Source organism: Pradoshia sp. D12, from assembly GCF_008935075.1.
Classification (GTDB): Bacteria; Bacillota; Bacilli; order Bacillales; family Pradoshiaceae; genus Pradoshia.
Genome location: NZ_CP044545.1, coordinates 2,259,045 through 2,279,741 on the forward strand (window position 1 = coordinate 2,259,045; position 20,697 = coordinate 2,279,741).

The 20,697-nt window shown below is 38.2% G+C and carries 20 protein-coding genes, 1 tRNA gene and 1 riboswitch; of the genes, 6 read left to right on the forward strand and 15 right to left on the reverse strand.

All coding sequences use genetic code 11. The annotated features are described in order from the left end of the window. Positions 1-4: 4 nt before the first annotated feature. The 3 genes from F7984_RS10750 to F7984_RS10760 all read right to left on the reverse strand — a co-directional run bounded on the left by F7984_RS10750 (position 5) and on the right by F7984_RS10760 (position 5,381). Positions 5-114, reverse strand: a tRNA-Arg gene (locus F7984_RS10750). Then, entirely contained in the window at positions 82-3,525 is a 3,444-nt protein-coding gene (gene metH / locus F7984_RS10755) for a methionine synthase (RefSeq protein WP_140461566.1), read from the reverse strand. The genes F7984_RS10750 and metH overlap by 33 nt, the downstream gene beginning before the upstream one ends. Continuing rightward, on the reverse strand, positions 3,522-5,381 hold the full coding sequence (locus F7984_RS10760; RefSeq protein WP_140461567.1) for a bifunctional homocysteine S-methyltransferase/methylenetetrahydrofolate reductase: 1,860 nt from the start codon (positions 5,379-5,381) through the stop codon (positions 3,522-3,524). Before F7984_RS10760 ends, metH begins: the two co-directional genes overlap by 4 nt. A 94-nt stretch (positions 5,382-5,475) precedes the next feature. Beyond that, a riboswitch (SAM riboswitch) is annotated at positions 5,476-5,577 on the reverse strand. A 124-nt stretch (positions 5,578-5,701) separates the two neighbouring features. Between F7984_RS10760 and F7984_RS10765 the strand changes: the two genes are divergently transcribed. After that, complete coding sequence (locus F7984_RS10765) at positions 5,702-6,298, forward strand: class I SAM-dependent methyltransferase (protein ID WP_140461568.1); 597 nt, start codon at positions 5,702-5,704, stop codon at positions 6,296-6,298. A 208-nt stretch (positions 6,299-6,506) separates the two neighbouring features. Here F7984_RS10765 and F7984_RS19100 read toward each other — a convergent pair whose 3' ends face one another. The 6 genes from F7984_RS19100 to F7984_RS10790 form a co-directional block, all read right to left on the reverse strand. After that, on the reverse strand, positions 6,507-6,665 hold the full coding sequence (locus F7984_RS19100; protein ID WP_175354299.1) for a hypothetical protein: 159 nt from the start codon (positions 6,663-6,665) through the stop codon (positions 6,507-6,509). A gap of 566 nt (positions 6,666-7,231) precedes the next feature. Further along, positions 7,232-7,570, reverse strand: coding sequence for a hypothetical protein (locus F7984_RS10770; protein ID WP_139891815.1), 339 nt, complete (start codon positions 7,568-7,570; stop codon positions 7,232-7,234). Between the two features lie 150 nt (positions 7,571-7,720). Further along, the gene (locus tag F7984_RS10775) at positions 7,721-8,398 is read right to left on the reverse strand and encodes a phosphatase PAP2 family protein (RefSeq protein WP_140461569.1); all 678 of its coding nucleotides are present in this window, start codon (positions 8,396-8,398) and stop codon (positions 7,721-7,723) included. Positions 8,399-8,428: 30 nt separating this feature from the next. Then, positions 8,429-9,412, reverse strand: coding sequence for a diaminopimelate epimerase (dapF, locus tag F7984_RS10780; RefSeq protein ID WP_139891813.1), 984 nt, complete (start codon positions 9,410-9,412; stop codon positions 8,429-8,431). Positions 9,413-9,508: 96 nt separating this feature from the next. Beyond that, positions 9,509-10,117 carry a hypothetical protein gene (locus tag F7984_RS10785; protein ID WP_192796803.1) on the reverse strand — a complete coding sequence of 203 codons (609 nt, stop codon included), beginning with the start codon at positions 10,115-10,117 and terminating at the stop codon, positions 9,509-9,511. Between the two features lie 322 nt (positions 10,118-10,439). Continuing rightward, the gene (locus F7984_RS10790; protein ID WP_225983579.1) at positions 10,440-10,763 is read right to left on the reverse strand and encodes a DUF4870 domain-containing protein; all 324 of its coding nucleotides are present in this window, start codon (positions 10,761-10,763) and stop codon (positions 10,440-10,442) included. A gap of 143 nt (positions 10,764-10,906) precedes the next feature. On the opposite strand from F7984_RS10790, the gene F7984_RS10795 reads away from it, so the two are divergent. Further along, complete coding sequence (locus tag F7984_RS10795) at positions 10,907-11,707, forward strand: undecaprenyl-diphosphate phosphatase (protein ID WP_066107074.1); 801 nt, start codon at positions 10,907-10,909, stop codon at positions 11,705-11,707. A gap of 278 nt (positions 11,708-11,985) precedes the next feature. Next, positions 11,986-12,543, forward strand: coding sequence for a GNAT family N-acetyltransferase (locus F7984_RS10800; protein ID WP_066107075.1), 558 nt, complete (start codon positions 11,986-11,988; stop codon positions 12,541-12,543). A 63-nt stretch (positions 12,544-12,606) separates the two neighbouring features. Here F7984_RS10800 and F7984_RS10805 read toward each other — a convergent pair whose 3' ends face one another. After that, positions 12,607-12,756, reverse strand: coding sequence for a YflJ family protein (locus F7984_RS10805; RefSeq protein ID WP_077248137.1), 150 nt, complete (start codon positions 12,754-12,756; stop codon positions 12,607-12,609). Between the two features lie 181 nt (positions 12,757-12,937). Between F7984_RS10805 and F7984_RS10810 the strand changes: the two genes are divergently transcribed. Continuing rightward, positions 12,938-14,302 carry an MATE family efflux transporter gene (locus tag F7984_RS10810; protein ID WP_066107078.1) on the forward strand — a complete coding sequence of 455 codons (1,365 nt, stop codon included), beginning with the start codon at positions 12,938-12,940 and terminating at the stop codon, positions 14,300-14,302. Positions 14,303-14,411: 109 nt separating this feature from the next. Here the strand turns inward: F7984_RS10810 and F7984_RS10815 are convergent, their stop codons facing one another. Further along, entirely contained in the window at positions 14,412-15,176 is a 765-nt protein-coding gene (locus F7984_RS10815; protein ID WP_066107081.1) for an SDR family oxidoreductase, read from the reverse strand. A gap of 195 nt (positions 15,177-15,371) precedes the next feature. Here F7984_RS10815 and F7984_RS10820 point away from each other — a divergent pair, with 195 nt between their 5' ends. After that, positions 15,372-15,800, forward strand: a complete 429-nt coding sequence (locus tag F7984_RS10820) for an Hsp20/alpha crystallin family protein (protein ID WP_148629810.1) — start codon at positions 15,372-15,374, stop codon at positions 15,798-15,800. A 41-nt stretch (positions 15,801-15,841) separates the two neighbouring features. On the opposite strand, the gene F7984_RS10825 is transcribed toward F7984_RS10820, so the two are convergent. Continuing rightward, on the reverse strand, positions 15,842-16,324 hold the full coding sequence (locus F7984_RS10825) for a DUF6385 domain-containing protein (protein ID WP_066107089.1): 483 nt from the start codon (positions 16,322-16,324) through the stop codon (positions 15,842-15,844). An 861-nt stretch (positions 16,325-17,185) separates the two neighbouring features. Next, on the reverse strand, positions 17,186-17,545 hold the full coding sequence (locus F7984_RS10830; protein WP_139063859.1) for a FixH family protein: 360 nt from the start codon (positions 17,543-17,545) through the stop codon (positions 17,186-17,188). A 227-nt stretch (positions 17,546-17,772) separates the two neighbouring features. On the opposite strand from F7984_RS10830, the gene F7984_RS10835 reads away from it, so the two are divergent. Further along, the gene (locus tag F7984_RS10835) at positions 17,773-18,021 is read left to right on the forward strand and encodes a DNA alkylation repair protein (protein WP_066107097.1); all 249 of its coding nucleotides are present in this window, start codon (positions 17,773-17,775) and stop codon (positions 18,019-18,021) included. 81 nt (positions 18,022-18,102) lie between these two features. On the opposite strand, the gene F7984_RS10840 is transcribed toward F7984_RS10835, so the two are convergent. Next, entirely contained in the window at positions 18,103-19,584 is a 1,482-nt protein-coding gene (locus F7984_RS10840; RefSeq protein WP_225983727.1) for a S41 family peptidase, read from the reverse strand. 63 nt (positions 19,585-19,647) lie between these two features. Then, entirely contained in the window at positions 19,648-20,457 is an 810-nt protein-coding gene (locus F7984_RS10845) for a M15 family metallopeptidase (protein ID WP_066107103.1), read from the reverse strand. Positions 20,458-20,697 lie beyond the last annotated feature (240 nt).

Here is a 20,697-nt window from a genome sequence, read left to right on the forward strand (position 1 = left end):
ATAATGGTACGTCCCAGGAGAGATTCGAACTCCCGACCGACGGCTTAGAAGGCCGTTTATCTATGCCTTTACGTTATCTCGTTACTCCTCCCGCCCCACATTAAAATACCTCGCCTCCGGATGCGAAAAGACCATCGCGGAAACAGATGCTTCAGGATTCATCATAAATCCCTCTGTCAACTGAATTCCGATATCCTCTGGTTTCAGCAACCTGAATAGCTTTTCTTGATCCTCGAGATTCGGGCAGGCTGGATACCCGAATGAATAACGCTGACCGGTATACTTAGCACTCAATCGTTCTTTCATGGTCATATCGATAGAGTCATGGATTCCCCAAGCATCCCTCATAAGATGGTGGACTCGTTCAGCTAAGCCTTCTGCACATTCGAGTGCGAGTGATTGGATGACATGGCTCTTTAAATACTGTCCTTCTTTTTTCCATCCTTCTGCTATTTCTTTTATACCTTTACCTGCTGTGACAATCATCAATCCCACATAATCCTGTACACCTGACTCTTGGTTCTTCACATAATCAGATAAACACAGATAAGGCTTTTTGGACTGTCGCGGAAAATCAAATGTTTCGAGGACTTCATCCGGATTAGCTGGGGAACATATTTTTAGAATTTCTCCATCACTTTTTGCAGGAAAATATTGATACATCGCTGATAATTTAATCTGATTGTTTTCGAGAATCTCATCAACTATGGCTGCAAGTTCTAATAATTTTGGATTCTCTTCCTCAAACAACCGATCCACTTTCCCCTTCATCCCAAGGTGATGGCCAAATAACATTTGTTTATTCACATATGGGTACACCAGAGATAGTGGGTAATCCTGCAGAATATGCCGGTTTAAGTCCTCGGGGACTGGTATATTCTCTTGATCCTTCACTGTTTTATCACGGTTTTCTGTAACTTGAATATCCCTTTTCGTTTCAATCGAAATCACTGCTGCTTGCTCATTCGTTTCTGCCTCTAGCTGAGCGAGAAAGGATAGCCTTTTCTCATCGTCATGGAGCTGATTGATTAAATCGAGTCCATTCATGGCATCCTTTGCATAAAAGACCGGTCCATTATATTCAGGAGCAATTCGCCCTCTAGTAAATTTCCTGGTAAGAGCTGCTCCACCTACTACAATCGGAACATCAATTTCCGCTTCTCTTAAATCCTGAGCGGTAATAACCATCTGTTGGGCTGATTTTACCAACAAGCCTGACAAGCCAATAATAGTTGGGTTCTCATTTCGGACGGATTCAATCAAGGTTTGCGGAGCTACTTTAATGCCTAAGTCAACCACTTCATAGCCATTATTACTCATGATGATATCAACGAGATTCTTCCCGATATCATGTACGTCCCCTTTCACGGTTGCCAGCACCATTTTTCCTTTTGTAGACGTTGTACCTGATTTAGTCATCAATGGTTCAAGCTGCGAAACGGCAGCTTTCATGGCTTCCGCGCTTTGCAATACTTCAGCTACGATTAACTGGTTATCATTAAATAGTTCTCCAACCTTCGACATACCGGCCATTAATGGACCGTTGATGATATCAAGCGGCTCCATCCCTTTTTCAAGAGCTTCATCAATATCCTCCTTCAACCCGTCCTTTGTCCCTTCGATAATGTATTCAGGCAGGCGCTCCATTAATGGAAGTTTTTCTTTCGTTTCCTTTTGAACAGGCTTTTTTGTCCTATAAAAAGCAACAAACTCAGCAAGAGATTCTTCTGAGTTATGAAACAAAAGATTCTCTGATAATTTAACTTCCTCCTCAGGGATTAACGCAAATCGGGTTAATTTTTCTGTATTGACAATCGCATAGTCCAAGCCAGCCTTTGTACAGTGGTATAAATAAACGGCATTCAGGACCTCTCTTCCCTCATTCGGCAGTCCAAACGATACATTACTGATGCCTAAAATCGTTAATGTTCTCGGAAGCTCTTTTTTAATGGCCGCCAGTCCCTTTACCGTTTCCGCAGCTCCTTCCCGGTATTGTTCATCACCAGTACCAACCGGAAAAACAAGCGGATCAAAGATAATATCCTCCGGTACGATTCCATACTTTTCTGTTAACAGTTGATACGATCTCTGGGCAACCTCCAGTTTTCGTTCTTCTGTTACGGCCATCCCTTTTTCATCAATTGTTCCAACAACCAAGGCTGCACCATACTCTTTTGCCAATGGAACAATTTTCTCAAAGCGTTCTTCCCCATCCTCTAAATTTATCGAATTAATGATTGCTTTACCCTGAGAATGGCGGAGTGCTTTTTCGATGACCATTTCATCGGTTGAATCGATAACAAAAGGCACCTTTATTTTTTTAGCCGCTTCTTTCATGAATTCTTCCATATCAGACACTTCATCGCTATCTGGATCAGCTAGGCACACATCTATTACATGGGCTCCTTTTTTGACTTGCTGTCTAGCAATCTCGGAAGCTTCTTCAAATTTCCTGTCCTTAATCAGATTCTTAAACTTTCTGGATCCAATCACATTTGTCCGTTCACCTACAAATAAAGGTCTCATTGAACCATCATAGATTAAGGCATCAATACCAGAGACAGCATGATTACCCTGTTTGCCATTAATTTGCCTCGCTTCAATTCCGGTAACCGCTTCTTTAATAGCTCGAATATGATCAGGAGTCGTTCCGCAGCAGCCGCCAACAAGATTAATCCAACCTTTTTCGGCAAATTGCTTGATCTTCTTGCTTAGTGAAGATGGCGATTCATTATATTGGCCATTTTCATCCGGTAATCCTGCATTAGGATAACAGCTTACTGCTGCAGTGCTTAATTCAGATAAAGACCTGATATGATCAGCCATGAACTCGGGACCAGTTGCGCAATTTAGCCCGATAGCAAGAGGATTCATATGCTCGCACGATATATAAAAAGCTTCAATGGTTTGACCGGCTAGAGTAGTTCCCATTGGTTCAATTGTTCCTGAGATAATCAATGGTACTTCTCTGCCTAAAGATGAGAATGCTCTTTGCATTCCAATATAAGCTGCTTTCACATTTAATAAATCCTGCGATGTTTCCAAGAGTAGCAAATCAACTCCCCCATCAAGCAGGCCCTTCGTTTGCTCTTCATATGAATCTAACAATTGTTCAAAAGTGGCTCCGCCTGTTACGGATAAGGTTTTGGTCGTAGGTCCCATTGAGCCTGCGACAAAGCGAGGGCTGTCAGGACTGTCAAATTGTTCAGCTGCTTTTCGAGCCAATTGAGCTGATTCTTTATTCAGCTGATATGCCAGGTGACCAAGATTATATTCATCCAGTACAATGGGTGTTGCCCCGAATGTATTTGTTTCAATAATATCCGCCCCTGCTGCCAAGTACTCTTCGTGAATCGATTGGATTACATCCGGGCGGGTTAGCGTTAAATACTCATTACACCCATCGTATTGTTCCCCGCCAAAATCATCCTCTGTTAATTGATGCGCCTGAATCATGGTTCCCATTGCTCCATCTAGAATTACTATTCTTTCAGCCAATAACTCTTTCAATTTATCTGTTCTCATGATAGATGCACTTCCTTATTTACAACTGATTTCTGTTCTTTGATGTACCGAACCAAATGCCCGCTTAATTCATATTTCATAAATGGTGTAATAATATAGATTCCGTTAAATAATTCACTTGCCGCGTCCACTAATTCTTTTGAAATGGCAAAGCTTTCGCGAGCACAGGCTTCCTTATCCGCTCCGGCTCTTTCCATCGCCTCTCTAACATGAACCGGTAATGAAATACCCGGTACTTCATTATGTAAAAACTCTGCATTCCGGTGACTCGTTAAAGGCATAATGCCAATAAAAATCGGCTTTGTTATATGCCTGGTTGCCGCGTATACTTCCTCTAATTTTTCAACACTAAACACGGGCTGGGTTAAGAAGTAATCAGCTCCAGCCTGAATTTTCTTTTCCATTCGCTGTACGGCTTTATCTATGTACTTTACATTTGGATTAAAGGCAGCTGCGATATCGAAATTCGCCCGGCTCCCCAACGATTTTCCAGAATAGGAGCGCCCCTCATTCAATTGCTTAATCAATGAAATCAAATCCATGGAAGAAAGATCATATACGGAAGTCGCACCCGGAAAATCACCGATTTTTGAAGGATCCCCTGTCACCACCAACACCTCTGATAATCCAAGGGAATGCATGCCCATTAAATGAGACTGCAAGCCAATCAGATTGTGATCCCGGCAAGTTAAGTGAACAAGAGGCACCGTATTTAATTTTGATTGTAAAATAGAAGCTACCGCAAGATTGGATATTCTCGGTGATGCCAATGAATTATCCGCGAGTGTAATCGCATCGGCACCCGAGTCTAATAAGTAGCGACTTCCTATTAAAAATTCCTCCAGGCCGAACGTCTTTGGCGGGTCCAGCTCAACTATAACCGTCGTTTGTTTTTTTGCCTTACCTGAAATTGTATCTGGACCTTTTCGTTTATATTGAATGATTTCATATGATATAGGCTGATGCTTCGGCTTGGCTACAAAATCTTTCACCTTTACAGGATGAAGATCTTCGATTCCTTTACGAATGGCCTGAATATGGGCAGGAGTTGTACCACAACATCCACCTAACAGCCGGACCCCCTGCTTCACAAGCTGCCTTGAACTATTAATGAAATAATCCGCTTCTGTCGAATAGACATATCTTCCATCTGATAAATCAGGTAAGCTGGCGTTTGGATACGCCGCATAATAGGTATCTTCCAATAAAGGTACTTCTTCGTATGAGCGAATCATATGATAAGGACCCATCCGACAATTGATGCCCACCACATCAGCGCCTGTTTTTTTCATAAGAGAAAACGCCTCACTGACATGCATACCATTTTGCAAAAGGCCTGTTTCATGCAGAGAAATATTCGCAATAAGAGGAAGATCACTCATTTTTCTAGCCGACTCTATTACCGTTAATAATTCGTCTAAATCATAATAGGTTTCAAGTAAAATTCCATCCGGATTTTCTTCCAATAAAGCGGTCAGCTGTTCATCGAAATATCCCTTAATTTCAGTTAGTGTTAATTCTGACTTCCTAAAGCTCCGCAAGCCGCCAATCGTGCCGATGATGAATGTGTTTGGATCAGCCGCATCTTTCGCTATTTTCATTCCGGCTCTATTAATTTGAGAAACTTCCCTTTCGAGACCATAGCGCTTTAATTTATGAAAATTTGCGCCGAATGTATTCGATTGAATCACATCAGCACCAGCCTCAATATAACTTCTATGCATCTTTTTGATCTGATTGGGGTTTGTCAAATTAAGCTCTTCAAAGCAACTATCAATTCCAAATGAATATAAAAGTGTTCCACTCGCCCCATCTGCGACTAGAATTTTTTCATTTAACGTTTCCAGTAGTTTCACTGTCTTTCCCCCTAATTAGTTGGTTAATGTCTCTGATGAGGAAAACAGACTAATAGAAAAGAGCTTTCATCATGAAAGCCCTCTTTCCTAAGGTCTCTCATCTCTCAAGCATTGCTTGCTGGATTTAGCACCTTGGATTACCATCCAGGTTGCTGAGATTTCAACGGGCCAGTCCCTCCATCTCTCTAGATAAGAATATGAAATTATATATTTACTTAATTTACTATAAATTTTCAGTTATTTCAATCTATTTTGATAATTAATCCAAAAGAGTTAACGATTTAGTATTTTGGGTATGTATGGGGTAGGAGTGATGTTAGATGAAGGAAATAATAACGAATCAGTTTAAAAATCCAACTGGTGTCCTCGGAAAGATTGCAGGTAAAATAATGGCCTATGAAAATGAGGAATTATACGAATGGACATTTGATCAATTGACTATTACCCCAAATGACACACTGCTAGAAGTTGGTTTTGGCCCAGGTGAAGGAATGCACATGCTTTTTGAGAAGTACCCTACCATCCAAATAGATGGTGTCGATCCATCAGAAGAAATGGTGAAAAATGCGAGCAAACGAAATCAAGAACAACTCAACCGCAATCAGCTTCGTTTGTTTAATGGAACTGTTCTCGGGATTCCCAATCCAATGGTGTACGATAAAATATTTAGTGTAAATAGCTATCCATTATGGGAAGATCAAGAGGCTTGTATTCAAAAAATACATTCTTTATTAAAAGAAAATGGAAAACTGACTATAACCGTGCAGCCAAGGCAGGAAGAAGCAACCGAAGAACAGGCTCATGCCTTTGCCGAAGAGATTAGAGAGGTGCTAACTAATACAGGCTTTAACTCTATTAAGGTTCAAACGAAACCACTCAAACCGTGCTTATCTATAAATGTCACAGCCATCAAATAGCCCTTTTTATGAATATTAGAAATTCCACTCAAGCTTAGACACTCTTTCTATCTGACCCTTTTCAACCTATAAAAACCATAAGCTCCTCCATCAGTTTTGATTGAATTTCTATTATTTAGGGTATATTATAAACATATACACATATATTAAAAAACCAGAGAGCTGGATACTCCCTGGTACAACTACTAGCGAGTGGTATGCAAATAGTTTAGTTCTTAGAGGAACCACCCTTATGCTTTGGTCGGCGCGGGGTGGTTTTTCGTTTGCCCTTTAGCTGAAGATTGGCGAATCGCGTGGCGATGCCGGCAGCAAGGGTCGTAAAAAAGATCATTGCTACATCTTTTGCCAGAGCTATTAGAAAATCCATAAGTATATCACCTCCCTTCTCCTTTATATAAGGAAAAGAAGGTGCATACCACCCGCACCAAGTAGTTGCATGAAAATTATACCATATATGTTATTGATAACATAATGACTCTGGTTGTCTTTTTTAGGTGATTGAAAATTCCTATCCCTTGCTAATGGATCTCTTTTATTTGCTCTCTGTTCACAAGTATTGTTGCTGATGACTTAAAGAGAGACAGCTTTTTTATTGTCGCAATTATTCAACTAATGCCCCATGTTTTTCTCCCTATTAAATTGATTTTTATCAATTCCTTATTCTTATGTAAAACTCTTTTTCGTTATCCTGAACCTTTACTGCCATAAGAAGTTCAACACAAAAAGGCATTCAACGATTATCACTTAATATTACCTTAATTAAAAATTATACTTTCTCTTCTTCAGCTATCCCAACATAACATCGTTAACCGATATTGCGGTTTTACCGCTACGTCTATTTCACACTGAAGTAACTAACTTTGGCTGCTGCATTAAGCGAAATGGGAACCCTATAAGAAAAGGAGCAGCCTAAGCAACCCCTTTTAAATAACATCAATAATTTCCCTTGTTCACAGGCCTAATAAGCACTCCTAATTTAACTATTAGTTTAAACACCCAATAAAAGAAAAAGAAGTTAAACAAAAAGCCAAACGAGACTAAAGAAAACAGCATTCCACCATGATAAACTAAAATATCAGCAGGAAAACCGAAATAATAATCACCAATACTCTTATCAAATCGATAACCTAAGGTAGGAACAACTACAACAATAATAGTTGATATAAGACTTACTATTGATAATTTTAGTTTTTGGGCATTAAATTTGTTGATGTTTAAAAACGCAACTATTACTAAACCATTGATTAACAACCCAATAATCAAATCAATCATACTAAAATCCCCTTGTTTACTTATTCCAGAATTTTTCTTTATAAATTATTATAACAAATATTTCCTTAGAAACCTTTTGTTATTTTCAGACAGCCAAGATTTCCATAAAAAATAGCCGTCCATAAGCCATTATGGCTTATGGACAGCCTATTACGATTTCGAACCTTTTGTTTTCCGATATTCCCCAAACGTAAATACAGTAGCAATGATAGCAAGCCATGCACATCCTGCAATATACCCTGCAATTACATCACTCGGATAATGGACACCCAAGTAGATTCGGCTGTAGCCCATCGTTAAAATCAAAAAAATACAAATCGCATAGACAGCCAATCTAATGGGCCAATTCTTCGTGATTCTGGTAGTTATGATCATAAGTGCGCCGTATAGGATAAAGGATGACATAGCATGACCGCTCGGAAAGCTGAAGCCATTTACCTCGATCAATGGATTCAATGTTGGTCTCTCCCGCTGGAAAATCCATTTTAAGTAATGGTTAACATAACCGCCCGATAATGTCGTGATGATTAAGAATATGACACTTAATACACGTTTTTTAAATAATAAAAACACAGAGAATAGGATAACCAATAGAATATTGCCATCAACTGATCCAAGATTAGTTATAAAGGTAAGTACTTTTGTGCTTAATTCATTAATACTCCCCTGCACAGACTGGATGATTGTCATATCAAAATGATAAAGCTCATTCTCATTTATGTTCTCTGCAATATCTACGAATAGGATGGTACACACAATAAAGAGGGCGATTAATACGAAAAAGGTGATTACATGAACATTTAAAAAGGTATTCGTCCGCTTCTTCATTTCTGCCCTCCTATTCTAATATGTATTAGCTCAGCCTATTTTAGATTCTACAAATGCTTTAGCATGTTGTTGGAATGCTGAATAAGCATCTGCCTCTTCTTTATAGACTTTCCTTTCTCCAAAGCTAACATGTAGTGTATCCAAATTTAACTGAATAACCGTTTCATACTCATACGTTGCATTGCCAATCAAATCAATCCACGTTTCATCTGGCAAATCATGGACCTGGCACAGTACCATTCCGCCTGGATTATAGACGTGCAGAACTGCTTCATCAGCCAACTCATCAATCCATTTCGTAACAAGGCTTGAAGCTGACATTGCCGTTCCGCAAGCATCCGTAAAGCCAACACCTCGTTCAAATGTGCGAACAAAAATGGATCCTTCCTCCAGACGGGACACGAAGCTGACATTCACACCATCTGTAAACCAGTCATTCTCACCATTCAGCATAGTTGCTATTTTCTCTTGTTTATCCGAATGGATTACCTCTTTATCAACAAGACTGATCAGATGTGGATTTGGTACTGACAGGGTTGTGAACGTAAGATTCTCGTCAATAAACGGCAGTTTTTGATTGATGATTTCGTCCATTTCAGTATTCATGGGCAATGCACTCGTTGCCTTGATAACCGGAGATATTTCGACGCGGTATGTAGGGATATCCTTATACATGTCCGGCTCTTTCTTAACCTGCAGGGTGGCTTTCATCGTTTCTATCAGCAGGTTATTTTTCTTCAATTTTTCTTGAACATACCGACCTACACAACGGAGTCCATTCCCACACATGGATGCTTCTGAACCATCTGCATTAAAGACTCTCATTCTGGCATCTGAGGCCTCACTGTTTAACACAAAGAGAATTCCATCTGCTCCCTCTGTGCCCGTCCGCTTGCACATATTTATAGCCAATTGGCTTCGTTCTTCATCTGTTAATGACAGCTTGGTATCCATTTCATCGATTAAATAAAAATCATTGTTAGAACCATGTACTTTAATTATCTTTATATCCATTCTCCTGCTCCCTTCAAACAACATTCTCTTCACTATTTCACCATTATAAAACATATTGTGCAACAAGCTAAAGTTTAGCGACGTTTATAGGAGTGGTCAGTGGTTTTGCTGCTGAAGGTAATCAAGGCAAAAGCAATAGCCTATTCTCTTTTCATCCTCTGTTGCTCCTTCCGTAAATGTCAGGAGAGGTGTATTGGGATCAAGAAAATGTTTACTGTAGTATGCCGGCATCCATCCGCAAGAATAATGTACAATTTTCCGCTTATCATATGTTTGTTCAACAATGAATTCAGATCCATGAAGGATTTCACCGCCATATTGCCGGATTCCATATGGGTTTGCCACATTGCTTGTACTTTTTTTTCCCAGTTGTTTAGATTGCTTATACCTGCCTAATTGTTCTTTCTCAGACGTTAAAATTTCAATATCCCCATTTAACCCAAAACGGCTTCGATACTCACATAATACATGGCCGTTGCTGTCAGATAAGATATATCTTCTCGGTAAAAAAATAAGCAATGAAGCTGGAATAATCCACATCCAAATATTTTCCCGTTTATCTTTAAGAGATCCAACCAGATTACCTTCTGGTGAGAAAATAGCCATATGAAGGGTCGGGGCTGGTAAAAATCCAAGGAAATATTGGCTGTTCGTCAGCGGTGAGCCTTCCTCATCAGCCACTTTCGCTTCCGGAAGTTTCTTCATTCTGCTTTTCAGTCTGAAATTACGATTGATAGAAAAAAGAACCAGCACTATAAAAGGACAGGTAACACACGCAGCTAATATGATATCGAATCCATTCAACCAGGCAAACAAAAAACAGAGAAGACCGACTACAAAGTATGCAACTAATTCTGCTGTATATATGCTATGAATTTTTTGGTAATAATGCTTAGTAGTCAAGGATTTTTCACCGCCAATTTTTTAAACCTGATAACCATCCATACATTCTATGCTGGACATGTCCAAAATAGTAACGGATTTAAAAAAGACCCGGCAGAAATAATGCCAAGGTCTTTAGCTATTGCTATTTCAATATTCGAAGTGTTAATGGGATTTGATAATATTCTCCAGAATATGCCTTTACAGCAGCCACTATTGTAAATACCAACACATATATTCCAATCAGCCAAGCAAGGATAAAACCAATACCGATGAACGCCAATATAAATGCTATAAAGGTGTAAATCGTATAGCTGATTAAAAAGTTTAAATATTCCTTACCATGGTAATCGATAAAATCTGAATCATTCTTTTTAATTAACCATATAACGAGTGGCCCAACCAGCACTAAGAAAAAACTGCTGACATAGATGGCTACTGCCCATAATTTATCATTTGTATTTTGCATCATTAAAACCTCCCGTATCTTTATATAAATTTATGCGATTCATTCAACATTTAGGTTTCAAAGCTTTCATGATTTCTTTTAGTTCTTCATACACTCTATACAGAAACTATAGACAAGTATAAAAATTTGGTTTTGTAACCTGCATGAGGAGGCTGGCTAATTTGTTTGAAGAATGGAAAGCAATAGTACTGGGGATCATCCAGGGTCTTACTGAATTTCTCCCTATCTCCAGTACGGGTCATTTATATTTAGGGAGACATTTATTCGGTCTTGATGAAGCAGGATTATTACTGGATACCCTGCTTCATACAGGGACACTTATTGCATTGCTGATCTTTTATGGGCATGAAATTATAAAACTTCTTAAAAAACCATTATCAAAAATGACATTCCTTTTGATAATCGGGACAATCCCTGCAGTATTAGCAGGTGTACTATTCAATGATTATTTTGAAGGCATTTCTAAATCCGGGGTTACAATTGGTTGGGAATTCCTTATAACTGGAATTGTTTTATGGTATGCAGATATTATGCCCAAACAAAATAAAAATTTAGAGAGCATTACTTATAAACAAGCGTTATTTATTGGAACTTTCCAGGCGGCCGCCATTTTCCCAGCCATCTCTCGATCCGGTTTTACGATGGCAGCTGGACTCTTCAGCGGGCTTAACCGTGAAACCGCTGCTTACTTTTCCTTCCTTCTCTCCATACCGGTAATATTCGGAGGAATATTATTTAAGAGTAGAGATTTATTGACAGGACCCGTCGAAGCAATTTCATTCCAAGGTTTATTTCTCGGTACAATTTTTTCTGCTATATTTGGTTATCTTGCTGTTTCCTGGATGATTAAATATATTAAAAATCATTCCTTAAAGCCTTTTGCTATCTATGTCATTCTATTGGGAGCTGTCATATTAATACTTCAGCACCTAAATATATTCTAACTTTATTTTTACGATAAATAGGCATTAAATTCCGTTAAAAAAATGTACAAAAAATGACGAAAAAAAACTATTTCATTTTACTAAAAAATCTTGTATGATACTTTCAGAAATAGTTTATTTTTGAAAATTGTATAAGCGAAAATTAGGGAAGGCAAATGGTGCGCCACCAGTAATGGTCCTAGTGGGTTCGATTCCCACCCCGAAATTTTTTGATATTACATTAAAAAATTTCGAGGGGAAATCGCAGTTAGCGGCTGCCCTCATACGGAGGGATCTGTATGTTGAAAAAACGTGAATTATCTGATTGTCCTGTATTGTTTGATTTAATGATTCACCCCGATGTCTTCCCTTTTGTGCGCCATAAAACGCATCAATATGAAGAATATCTCTTTCTTACTAAACAAATGATTGAAGCTGAGGAGCGTGGCGAACTGATTTCACGTACCATTCTCGATGAGTGGGGAAATCCAATTGGCACGATAACGCTTTATGATGTATCCAATCAGGCTGGCTTTTTAGGTACTTGGTTAGGGAAACCCTATCATGGAAAAGGATATAACCAATTGGCTAAACAGCATTTCTTTGAAGAATTGTTTTTTGAGCTTGAGATTGAAACGGTCTTTCTGAGAATAAAGAAAGAAAATATTCGTTCTTTTAAAGCAGCTCAAAAGATGCCCTATACTATGCTTGCAAACGAAAGTCGAAAAACCTTATATGAAGAAATCAACTCAGGGGAGTATTCATTTGATTTATTCGAGATAACAAAGGACCACTTCACTTTATCACAAATGCGACAACCAGCAGAGGTGTCTGTATTTGATATAAAAGAAGCTTAAAAAAGGTGTTATGCATAGTCTGCCTAATAGACTGTGCATACACCTTTTTTCGTAATAGCGGCCTTATTCTTTTGTTATCTTTTGCTGTTCGTATAATTTTCTCAAGATATATGTTTTGTACAACTCCAGCTTTCTCCGTTCAACAGGATGCCTTCTTATACCATTTTCTTTTAGCTTGGCCACATACCAACCCTTCGAACCTATGTATGCCATTCTCTCCTCACTCCACTCTGTTTTATTCGTTATACAATATATGAGTGATTTTAACTAATATGACACATAACTGAATAAACATAATCCAGCCAATTTAAGTAAAAATTAAAGTTTAAAAAGCAGAATTATTTTGTGGTATAATTTTTTATTGTCATACTTACTTTATACGGGGGGCATGGATATGAATTTATCTATTTTTACAAAGAGTAACTTTTCAAGAATAATTTCGGTATTCCTCCCGATATTAATTACACAGCTGGGACTGTTCGCTATCAGCTTTTTTGATACGTTTATGTCCGGGCAAGCAAGTCCTGAAGACCTAGCTGGAGTAGCCATAGGCACGTCTATATGGAGTCCTTTCTATAATGGACTTGCCGGCATTTTACTGGGAGTAACACCAATCGTCGCCCACTTAATTGGGGCTAAAGAAAAAGCGGATAAAATTCGCTTTTCTGTTATGCAGGCGATTTATGTAGCTGTCGCAATGTCCATCATTCTAATTGGCGCTGGTGCTTTAGTGCTTAAACCGATATTAACAGGCATGAATCTTGAGCCGGATGTTTATCAAATAGCCTATGGTTATTTAGTTGCTTTGGCATTCGGAATCTTACCAATTATGATTTACAATGTACTTCGTTCATTTATTGACGCACTAGGGAAAACTACCGTCTCCATGCTAATCACCCTTATTGCGATCCCAGTCAATGTGGTACTTAACTATATGTTTATCTATGGAAAGTTAGGTGTTCCGGCATTTGGCGGTATTGGTGCAGGAATCGCTGCATCAATTACTTATTGGGTTATCACTCTGGTTGCAGCAGTGATTATCATTAGATTACAGCCTTTCTCCGGTTTTGGCATTTTAAAATCATGGCCATTGCCCGTTTTTAAGGAATGGGTTGAATTAATGAAAATTGGATTCCCAATAGGTATGTCCATCTTTTTTGAAACCAGTATCTTTGCAGCAGTTACGCTGGCTATGAGCTCATATGATACGATTACGATTGCATCACATCAGGCTGCCATGAACTTCTCATCCTTCTTGTATATGGTACCACTTAGCTTTGCGATGGCATTGACCATCATTGTCGGCCATGAGGCAGGTGCCAAGAACTATAAAGCAGCTAAAGAATATTCAATACTTGGTGTTTTTTGTGCGATTGGTTTTGCAGGCATTAGTGCTATCTTCTTATTTATTTTCAGAGATTATATTGCTCTTCTATACACTAAAGATCCTGTGGTAGCTTCATTAACAGCTCAGTTCTTAATTTACGCCATCTTCTTCCAGCTTTCCGATGCTCTTCAGGCACCAATCCAGGGTGCTTTGAGAGGCTATAAGGATGTGAATATCACGTTCTTTATGTCCCTGTTATCCTATTGGATTATAGGGCTTCCACTTGGCATATTCCTTGCTAATTATACCGACCTTGGAGCATTTGGTTATTGGATTGGATTAATCTCCGGCCTAGCTGTTGGGGCAACTGGTTTAACATTGAGATTGTTATACGTTCAAAAAAGAAAATTTGTGCACACTTCAAATAGCTAACCATACAAAAAGTTCGCTTGAATAAACCAAGCGAACTTTTTTATTTACTATCTATTACGATGATTTTTCAGACAAAGTTACACATACTAAATTTTCAAGGCCAAGCTGCTTATCTGGTTTTTGATAAAACATCCTGCCCACCTGTTACTGGAATAACCGTTCCTGTAATAAAGTCAGCTTCTTCCGCACATAGAAACGAAATGACACGTGCGATATCACCGCCAGTTCCAGGCCTTCCAACTGGAACATTTTCTGATACTATACCTTCTTCTACACGAAAGCTTTCCTTCCAAGGATCCACAATATCCCCTGGACAAACCATATTGGCTGTGATTCCATACTCCGCCTCTTCCAAAGCCAGCGTTTTTGTCAAGGAGGTTAATCCCGTTTTGGAAGCAGCAAAAGCAGAACGGTATTTCCAGCCCGGAGCGTGGTCTGACTGATCAAACCCCATGGTAATAATTCTTCCCCATTTATTCACTCGCATATAGGGAATAACCAATCTGGCTAAGTAAAACATACTCGATAAATTCCCATTAATAAGATATTCCCATTCTTCTTCCATATATTCCATCATTGGTTTACGTTCCTGTATATATGGACCAGCATTATGTATCAGAATATCAATTCCACCACATAATTCATAGCATTGATGAATTAGTTTGCGATGATGATCTTGAACTGTTACATCATATGGCAAAGCATAAGCTTGCACGTTGTAGTTTTGAGCTAATTCCTGCATATCTTGGATGGCACTGTTTTGATTAGTACGATAGGTCGTAATGACATTTATCCCATCCATAGCTAATTGCCTTGCTGTAGCTCTGCCCAGTCCTCTTGCTGAACCAGTAATTAAAGCCGTTTTCCGAGTCAACTTCTTCTCCCCCTACAGGCAGTATTTACTATCTGTATTATACATTGAAAGATGACATTTCCGTTAATCAAAAGCTGACTTCTGCATTAACGACAATTACCCTTATCGCATATAGTAAGTTAACCTAATATGTCTCTTGAAAGTCGAGGTGATCAATTGTTTCCGTGGAACCTTTTTCCCAAAAATCAAAACCAAATGCCAGATTGGATGAAGTTCCTTAATCAGCCAGGTATGGAAAAGCAGATGGAACAATTATTCTCCATGCTATCACCTGATCAATTAGGAGGAATGATCAACCAACAATTTAAATCAAGTCCAGAACCAGATGAGCAAACGGTGGTCCATTCAAAACATTCCGTAGATATTCTGGAAACACATGATTATCTTTTCATTAGAATCCCAATAAAAGAGGATCATTTACCTAACGTTAAGGTATACCATACTTCTACAAAGCTTCTCCTATCCGGATTACCCCCGGATCCAGAGGAGAAACACTCTTTTCATCTACCTGCTCCGGTAAAAAAAAAGGGAGCGAAATCTTCATATCGGGATGAAATCCTGGAAATCATTCTCTTTAAGGTAAATGAATCAAACTATTCAGAAATTTCTATTCCTGAATGGTAAAAAAACTGGCTTGGATGACAGGGCCAGTTTTTTACTATCCTTTATTTTTCTCCCTGTAAAAATACAAGAACTTTATCTCCCGGTTTCCCATTGAATTCCACCTTCATATATTTAAGCCTGTTAGGGCAATCCAATATTTCTAATTTACCCTGGTTAACCAATCGCTTTTCAATCAAAGAGGCATAAATCGTGTTATCAGGGCTTACTGATAAGGAAACATGGATTCCTTTATCATTTGGATTTGCAGTTGCAACCGTAAAATACCTGAATTTGTGGACATCAAAAATGATATGTGCATTGCCGTTTGATTTAAAAAACAACTCTTTTTTTATATTAACAAATTCATGATTTTCCCTTTTTATATGCGCATTATTATTAAACTCTCCAACATCCAATCCTGCAATCTCTTTTATCCTGAATTCTGTTTGATTATGCGTTTCAGCGGTATATTGTTTTTCTTCCCTATGTAATTTGTACACCTGCGATGGTTCAATTACCTTTTTATCATTCTCCTGAATTGTCAAGATAGACCCTTCCTTTCTATCGATGCATAACGTAATTAACTATATGTGTATGCATCAATCTTTCGGAAAAGAAGGCATAAATGAATTCTTATCAGTGTCTACTTCTATAACTTTTTGACCAATAGAATATTTAAAATTTATGTTACTCATTTTTTATACAATATTATCACTCTCCTGGCGGAGAACATCTTCATTTAGACTGTAACTGTTCTAAACATGCTTATTGTGCTTACCTGACCAGTTTGTATTATAAGGAGTACAACATATAATGGGGCATTGATCCTACTTGGAGTAAATGTCTCGTTAACCATATTTCTATTTCTGATATTAATGCTCCGATGACTGTCCGTTTAGCCGAATAAGGCAAGATAAAGGAACAATCACACAAACATACATTTGAAAATTTCTACCCTAAGATATTCGCAGATTTCTTCTATTTATACGATTCTATTTTTAATAATTAAAATGATTCACACAGACTGTTTCTTATATTTTTCGCTTTGTAAAGCAAAGAAAACCCAAATTATCGTAATTAAAGTTACGTAACCTGTGCTATTTTCAATAGGTCTTCCGATAACCCACGCAATTATGTCTGCACTTAATAAAGCTAAAAAAGTAAGGGTGATAATAAGAATAACGGAATGAATTAACAGTTTAGTGAATCTAATCATTGTTAGTTTTGGGAAGTTAAACATTTAAAAACACCTCCTAATAATAGAGTCAGCATCAATAATCAGTAATAAAAGAAGATTATGGTACGTAAACAGAAAAAGGAGACAGCAAAGAAGCTGCTCCTCTATTTCAAACTATTAGCAATCATGGTTACGAAAGAGTAATCATCCTGAGATTATCCATCAATCGTTAATTAACAACAGTAAATTCTTTCTTTGGCATTGCATGCATTCCTCTTGCTGTCACATGAGGGATCATATAATAGTCCCCTTCCTGAGAGAATGACTTTTCAAGACTGTATATACCATCCTTTTTATGCTTAACGGCAATTTTCTCTTTATCCGAACCATCCTTTTTGCCAAATTCAAATTCGACAGATTCAGCATCCGTCACCTTATCATTCCCCTGTGTTACGGTCACCTCAAAAAGTACATTTTCATTCACTATGGCCGCCTCAGGTGAAAGTTTTACCTGGACATCAATGATAGCTGGCATTTCTTCATCTGCTGCTTTGTCCTGACATCCGAACAGGATTATTACTGTGATCATACATAGACTCAAAAATAATACATTCTTTTTAAACAACTTAATTCCAACCCCTTATCATTCACAATCCACTAATTCTAATAATACTCCAAAACTGGAATTAGAGACCAGTAATTAGTTGGAAAATTCACCAAATATTCAGGTTTTCTCTTTCTCATTTTTTTCTTTATTCCCTACTTGTATATTTCTGGATGAGGTTACAAAACCTATACTAAAAGGAGGTTAGACATGTGAGCCATCCATATTGTTGTCCAAACTGTAAAACAAACCGGTCACGTTTTAATGTGATTGAACAAACTCCCATTTACGTGAAACTTGATCCCCAATCAGGCACTGTTATTCAAATGTACGCAGACGATGAATTAGACGCCTTTCATTTACCCTATAATGGACCTGTCAGAAGAATCCAGTGCGCTGCCTGCGGTTTAATTGAAGATGAAAAAACATTTATTGCATTTGGTGAACGCTCGTTTAAATAATGTTGATTCAAAGCGCATTCATATTCTTTCCTGAAACATTAACCAAAAAATCGCCTCTCCTGGAATGGAGAAGCGATTTTTTTATTTTATATCCTCAGCCAATTTTTTCTTAGCTGCTTCTAGCTGTGGATCTTCTTCAGTAATTTTATTTCTTAATTCATTCATTAATTTATTTGTTGTGTCTCCCTGGATCACACCTGTTTCTTTTAAATCATGATCCTTTTGGAACTTTTTAACCGCTGTTACAGTGTTCTCATCAAAACATCCATCGGCTTTACCTGGATTATATCCAAGTGCTTTAAGCATTTTTTCAGCATTCTCAACTTCTGGCGACATTTTTGAAAGCTCTAGCTTTTCCTCAGGATCAATAAACGATAAATTTGCATAATCAGGCATTTTGACAGTAATGTCCGGCTTGATGCCTTTTTTATGAATCCAGTTGCCATCCGGTGTCAGCCATTTTGCATACGTAAACTTCAAATTGGATCCATCTGTGAAGTCCATTGCTGATTGAGCAGTTCCCTTCCCATATGACTTCACACCAATAATCGGAATATCAGCAGATTCATTTAACGCTGCAGCCACTATTTCAGATGCACTAGCACTGCCTTCGTCAATTAGTACAGCCGTTGACAATTTAAATTTATAACCGGTATCTGTCGCTTTTGCTACTTGTTTATTCCCGCTGCGGTCTTCAATCTGTACGAGATTTTCACCAGCTGGAACAAACATATTCGCTATTTTTTCAGCTTGGTCAAGCAATCCGCCCGGGTTTTGTCTTAAATCAAGCACAATTCCCTTCATACCTTGCTCTTCCACTTCACGTAATACTTTTTCAAGCTCTTCAGCTGTATTCTCAGAAAAGCTGGTTATCTGTATGTTTGCAATATCATCCGTTAAGTTCTCTTTATAAACTGTATTTACAGGAATTGTATCACGTATTATTTTAACGTTCATTGTCTTACTTGCACCCGGACGCTGGATTACTAAATTAACCTCCGTCCCTTTTTTTCCACGGATTAAGAGCACGGCATCGCTGGACGACATCCCTTGCAGGCTTTTATCATTTACTTTTAAAATAATATCACCCGCTTTTAATCCGGCTTTCTCAGCAGGTGCACCTTTTATCGGTGAAACAATTACAATTTGTTCATTTTCTGACATTATTTCTGCCCCAATTCCCTCAAAAGAAGAGGAAATGCTTTCATGAAAGCTGGCGGCTTCTTCTTGTGTCATAAAGTCCGAATATGGATCATCAAGTGATTCTACCATTCCATTAATGGCACCATCAATTAATTTATCGCGGTCCACTTCTTGGAAATAACTATTTTCCAAGGTATCCATAGCACTTTTGATTTTCTCCATATCGTTTTTAGATCCGCTAAGCGGAATCTTGATTCCTGATGTTGATTGTTGCGTGTTATCCATTATGTACCTTGTTGCAAAAACACTAAGGATAATGAGTAAAGCTGATCCTAAAATAAGATAAATCCATCTAACTTTAATATAGCCCTTCGGCTTGTTTGCTTGTTCTTGATCTTGTTCTGAATCCAACTGGTTCACCACTTTCACTGAACTATACTGCCTTAAAATTAACTATATTATATCAGAACTCCAAATGATATCCTACTCTGTTGCCAGCTGGATGTATTCCTCCAAGGTCAAGCCACGTTTTTTCATATCAGTGGCATAGGCTTTTCCCACATATCTAATATGCCAGGGCTCATACATATACCCTGTTGTTTTCTCGTCACCCTTTGGATAGCGGATGATGAATCCATATTCTGCAGAATTTTGGGCAAGCCATTGTCCGGCTGTTGTAGAGCCAAAATCTTCATTAAGCTGATAATTATTCTCTGCACTCGATACATCCATTGTTAGACCTGTTTGATGCTCACTCTTACCAGGCTCCGCTACCGATTGTTGGGCATACTCTATACCGGATGCTTCAATTTCCGCATTATATAGCTGTACCTGTCTTTCATAGGAACGAAAACCTGACACGGCTGCTAATTGTACTCCCTCTTCATTGGCTGCAGTAAACATCTTCTCAAGCGCCTCTGCAGCTTCCTTTCTCATCAGCTGTTTTTCATGCTCTCCTACGAATGAAAAAGTAACATTCGGTTTCACCAAATCATCTGCTCGGTAACCAATCGGCAGACTATTTTCTTTATTTACCAACACAAGAATATTATCAGGATTTTGGATATAGTTCACTCCATCCTCAACCTTAATATCATTTAAGAATTCAGCAGCCAGATTCACACTATTATCATCCTCTTCCGACCCTTGATTTCCTTGTCCATTTCCAATCGTTTCCTGCGTATGGTTCTCGTTCTCTTCTTTTTTCGATTGATCTGTGTCAATGGATAAATCATTACATGCTGTGAGTAATAAAGCCGTTGCCATCATCATCCCAAGAAGTATCTTTCTCATTTCTCTTCCCTCACAATTCTCTCTCTAGCTGTTTATTGTTTCAAAAAACCATTAAATCAGCCTATGCTATTTATTATTTTAGTAACTTTTTAAATTGATATGTTTTTAAGTTTTGTTTGTATTATACTAAGTTTCTGAAAAATTCAAACAAACTGTTAATCATCAAGGAGTGTACTATTTGGTCACTCGAACACATTTGCTTTAAATAGTGATATATTGATGTTTCCACTAATCCTTTTC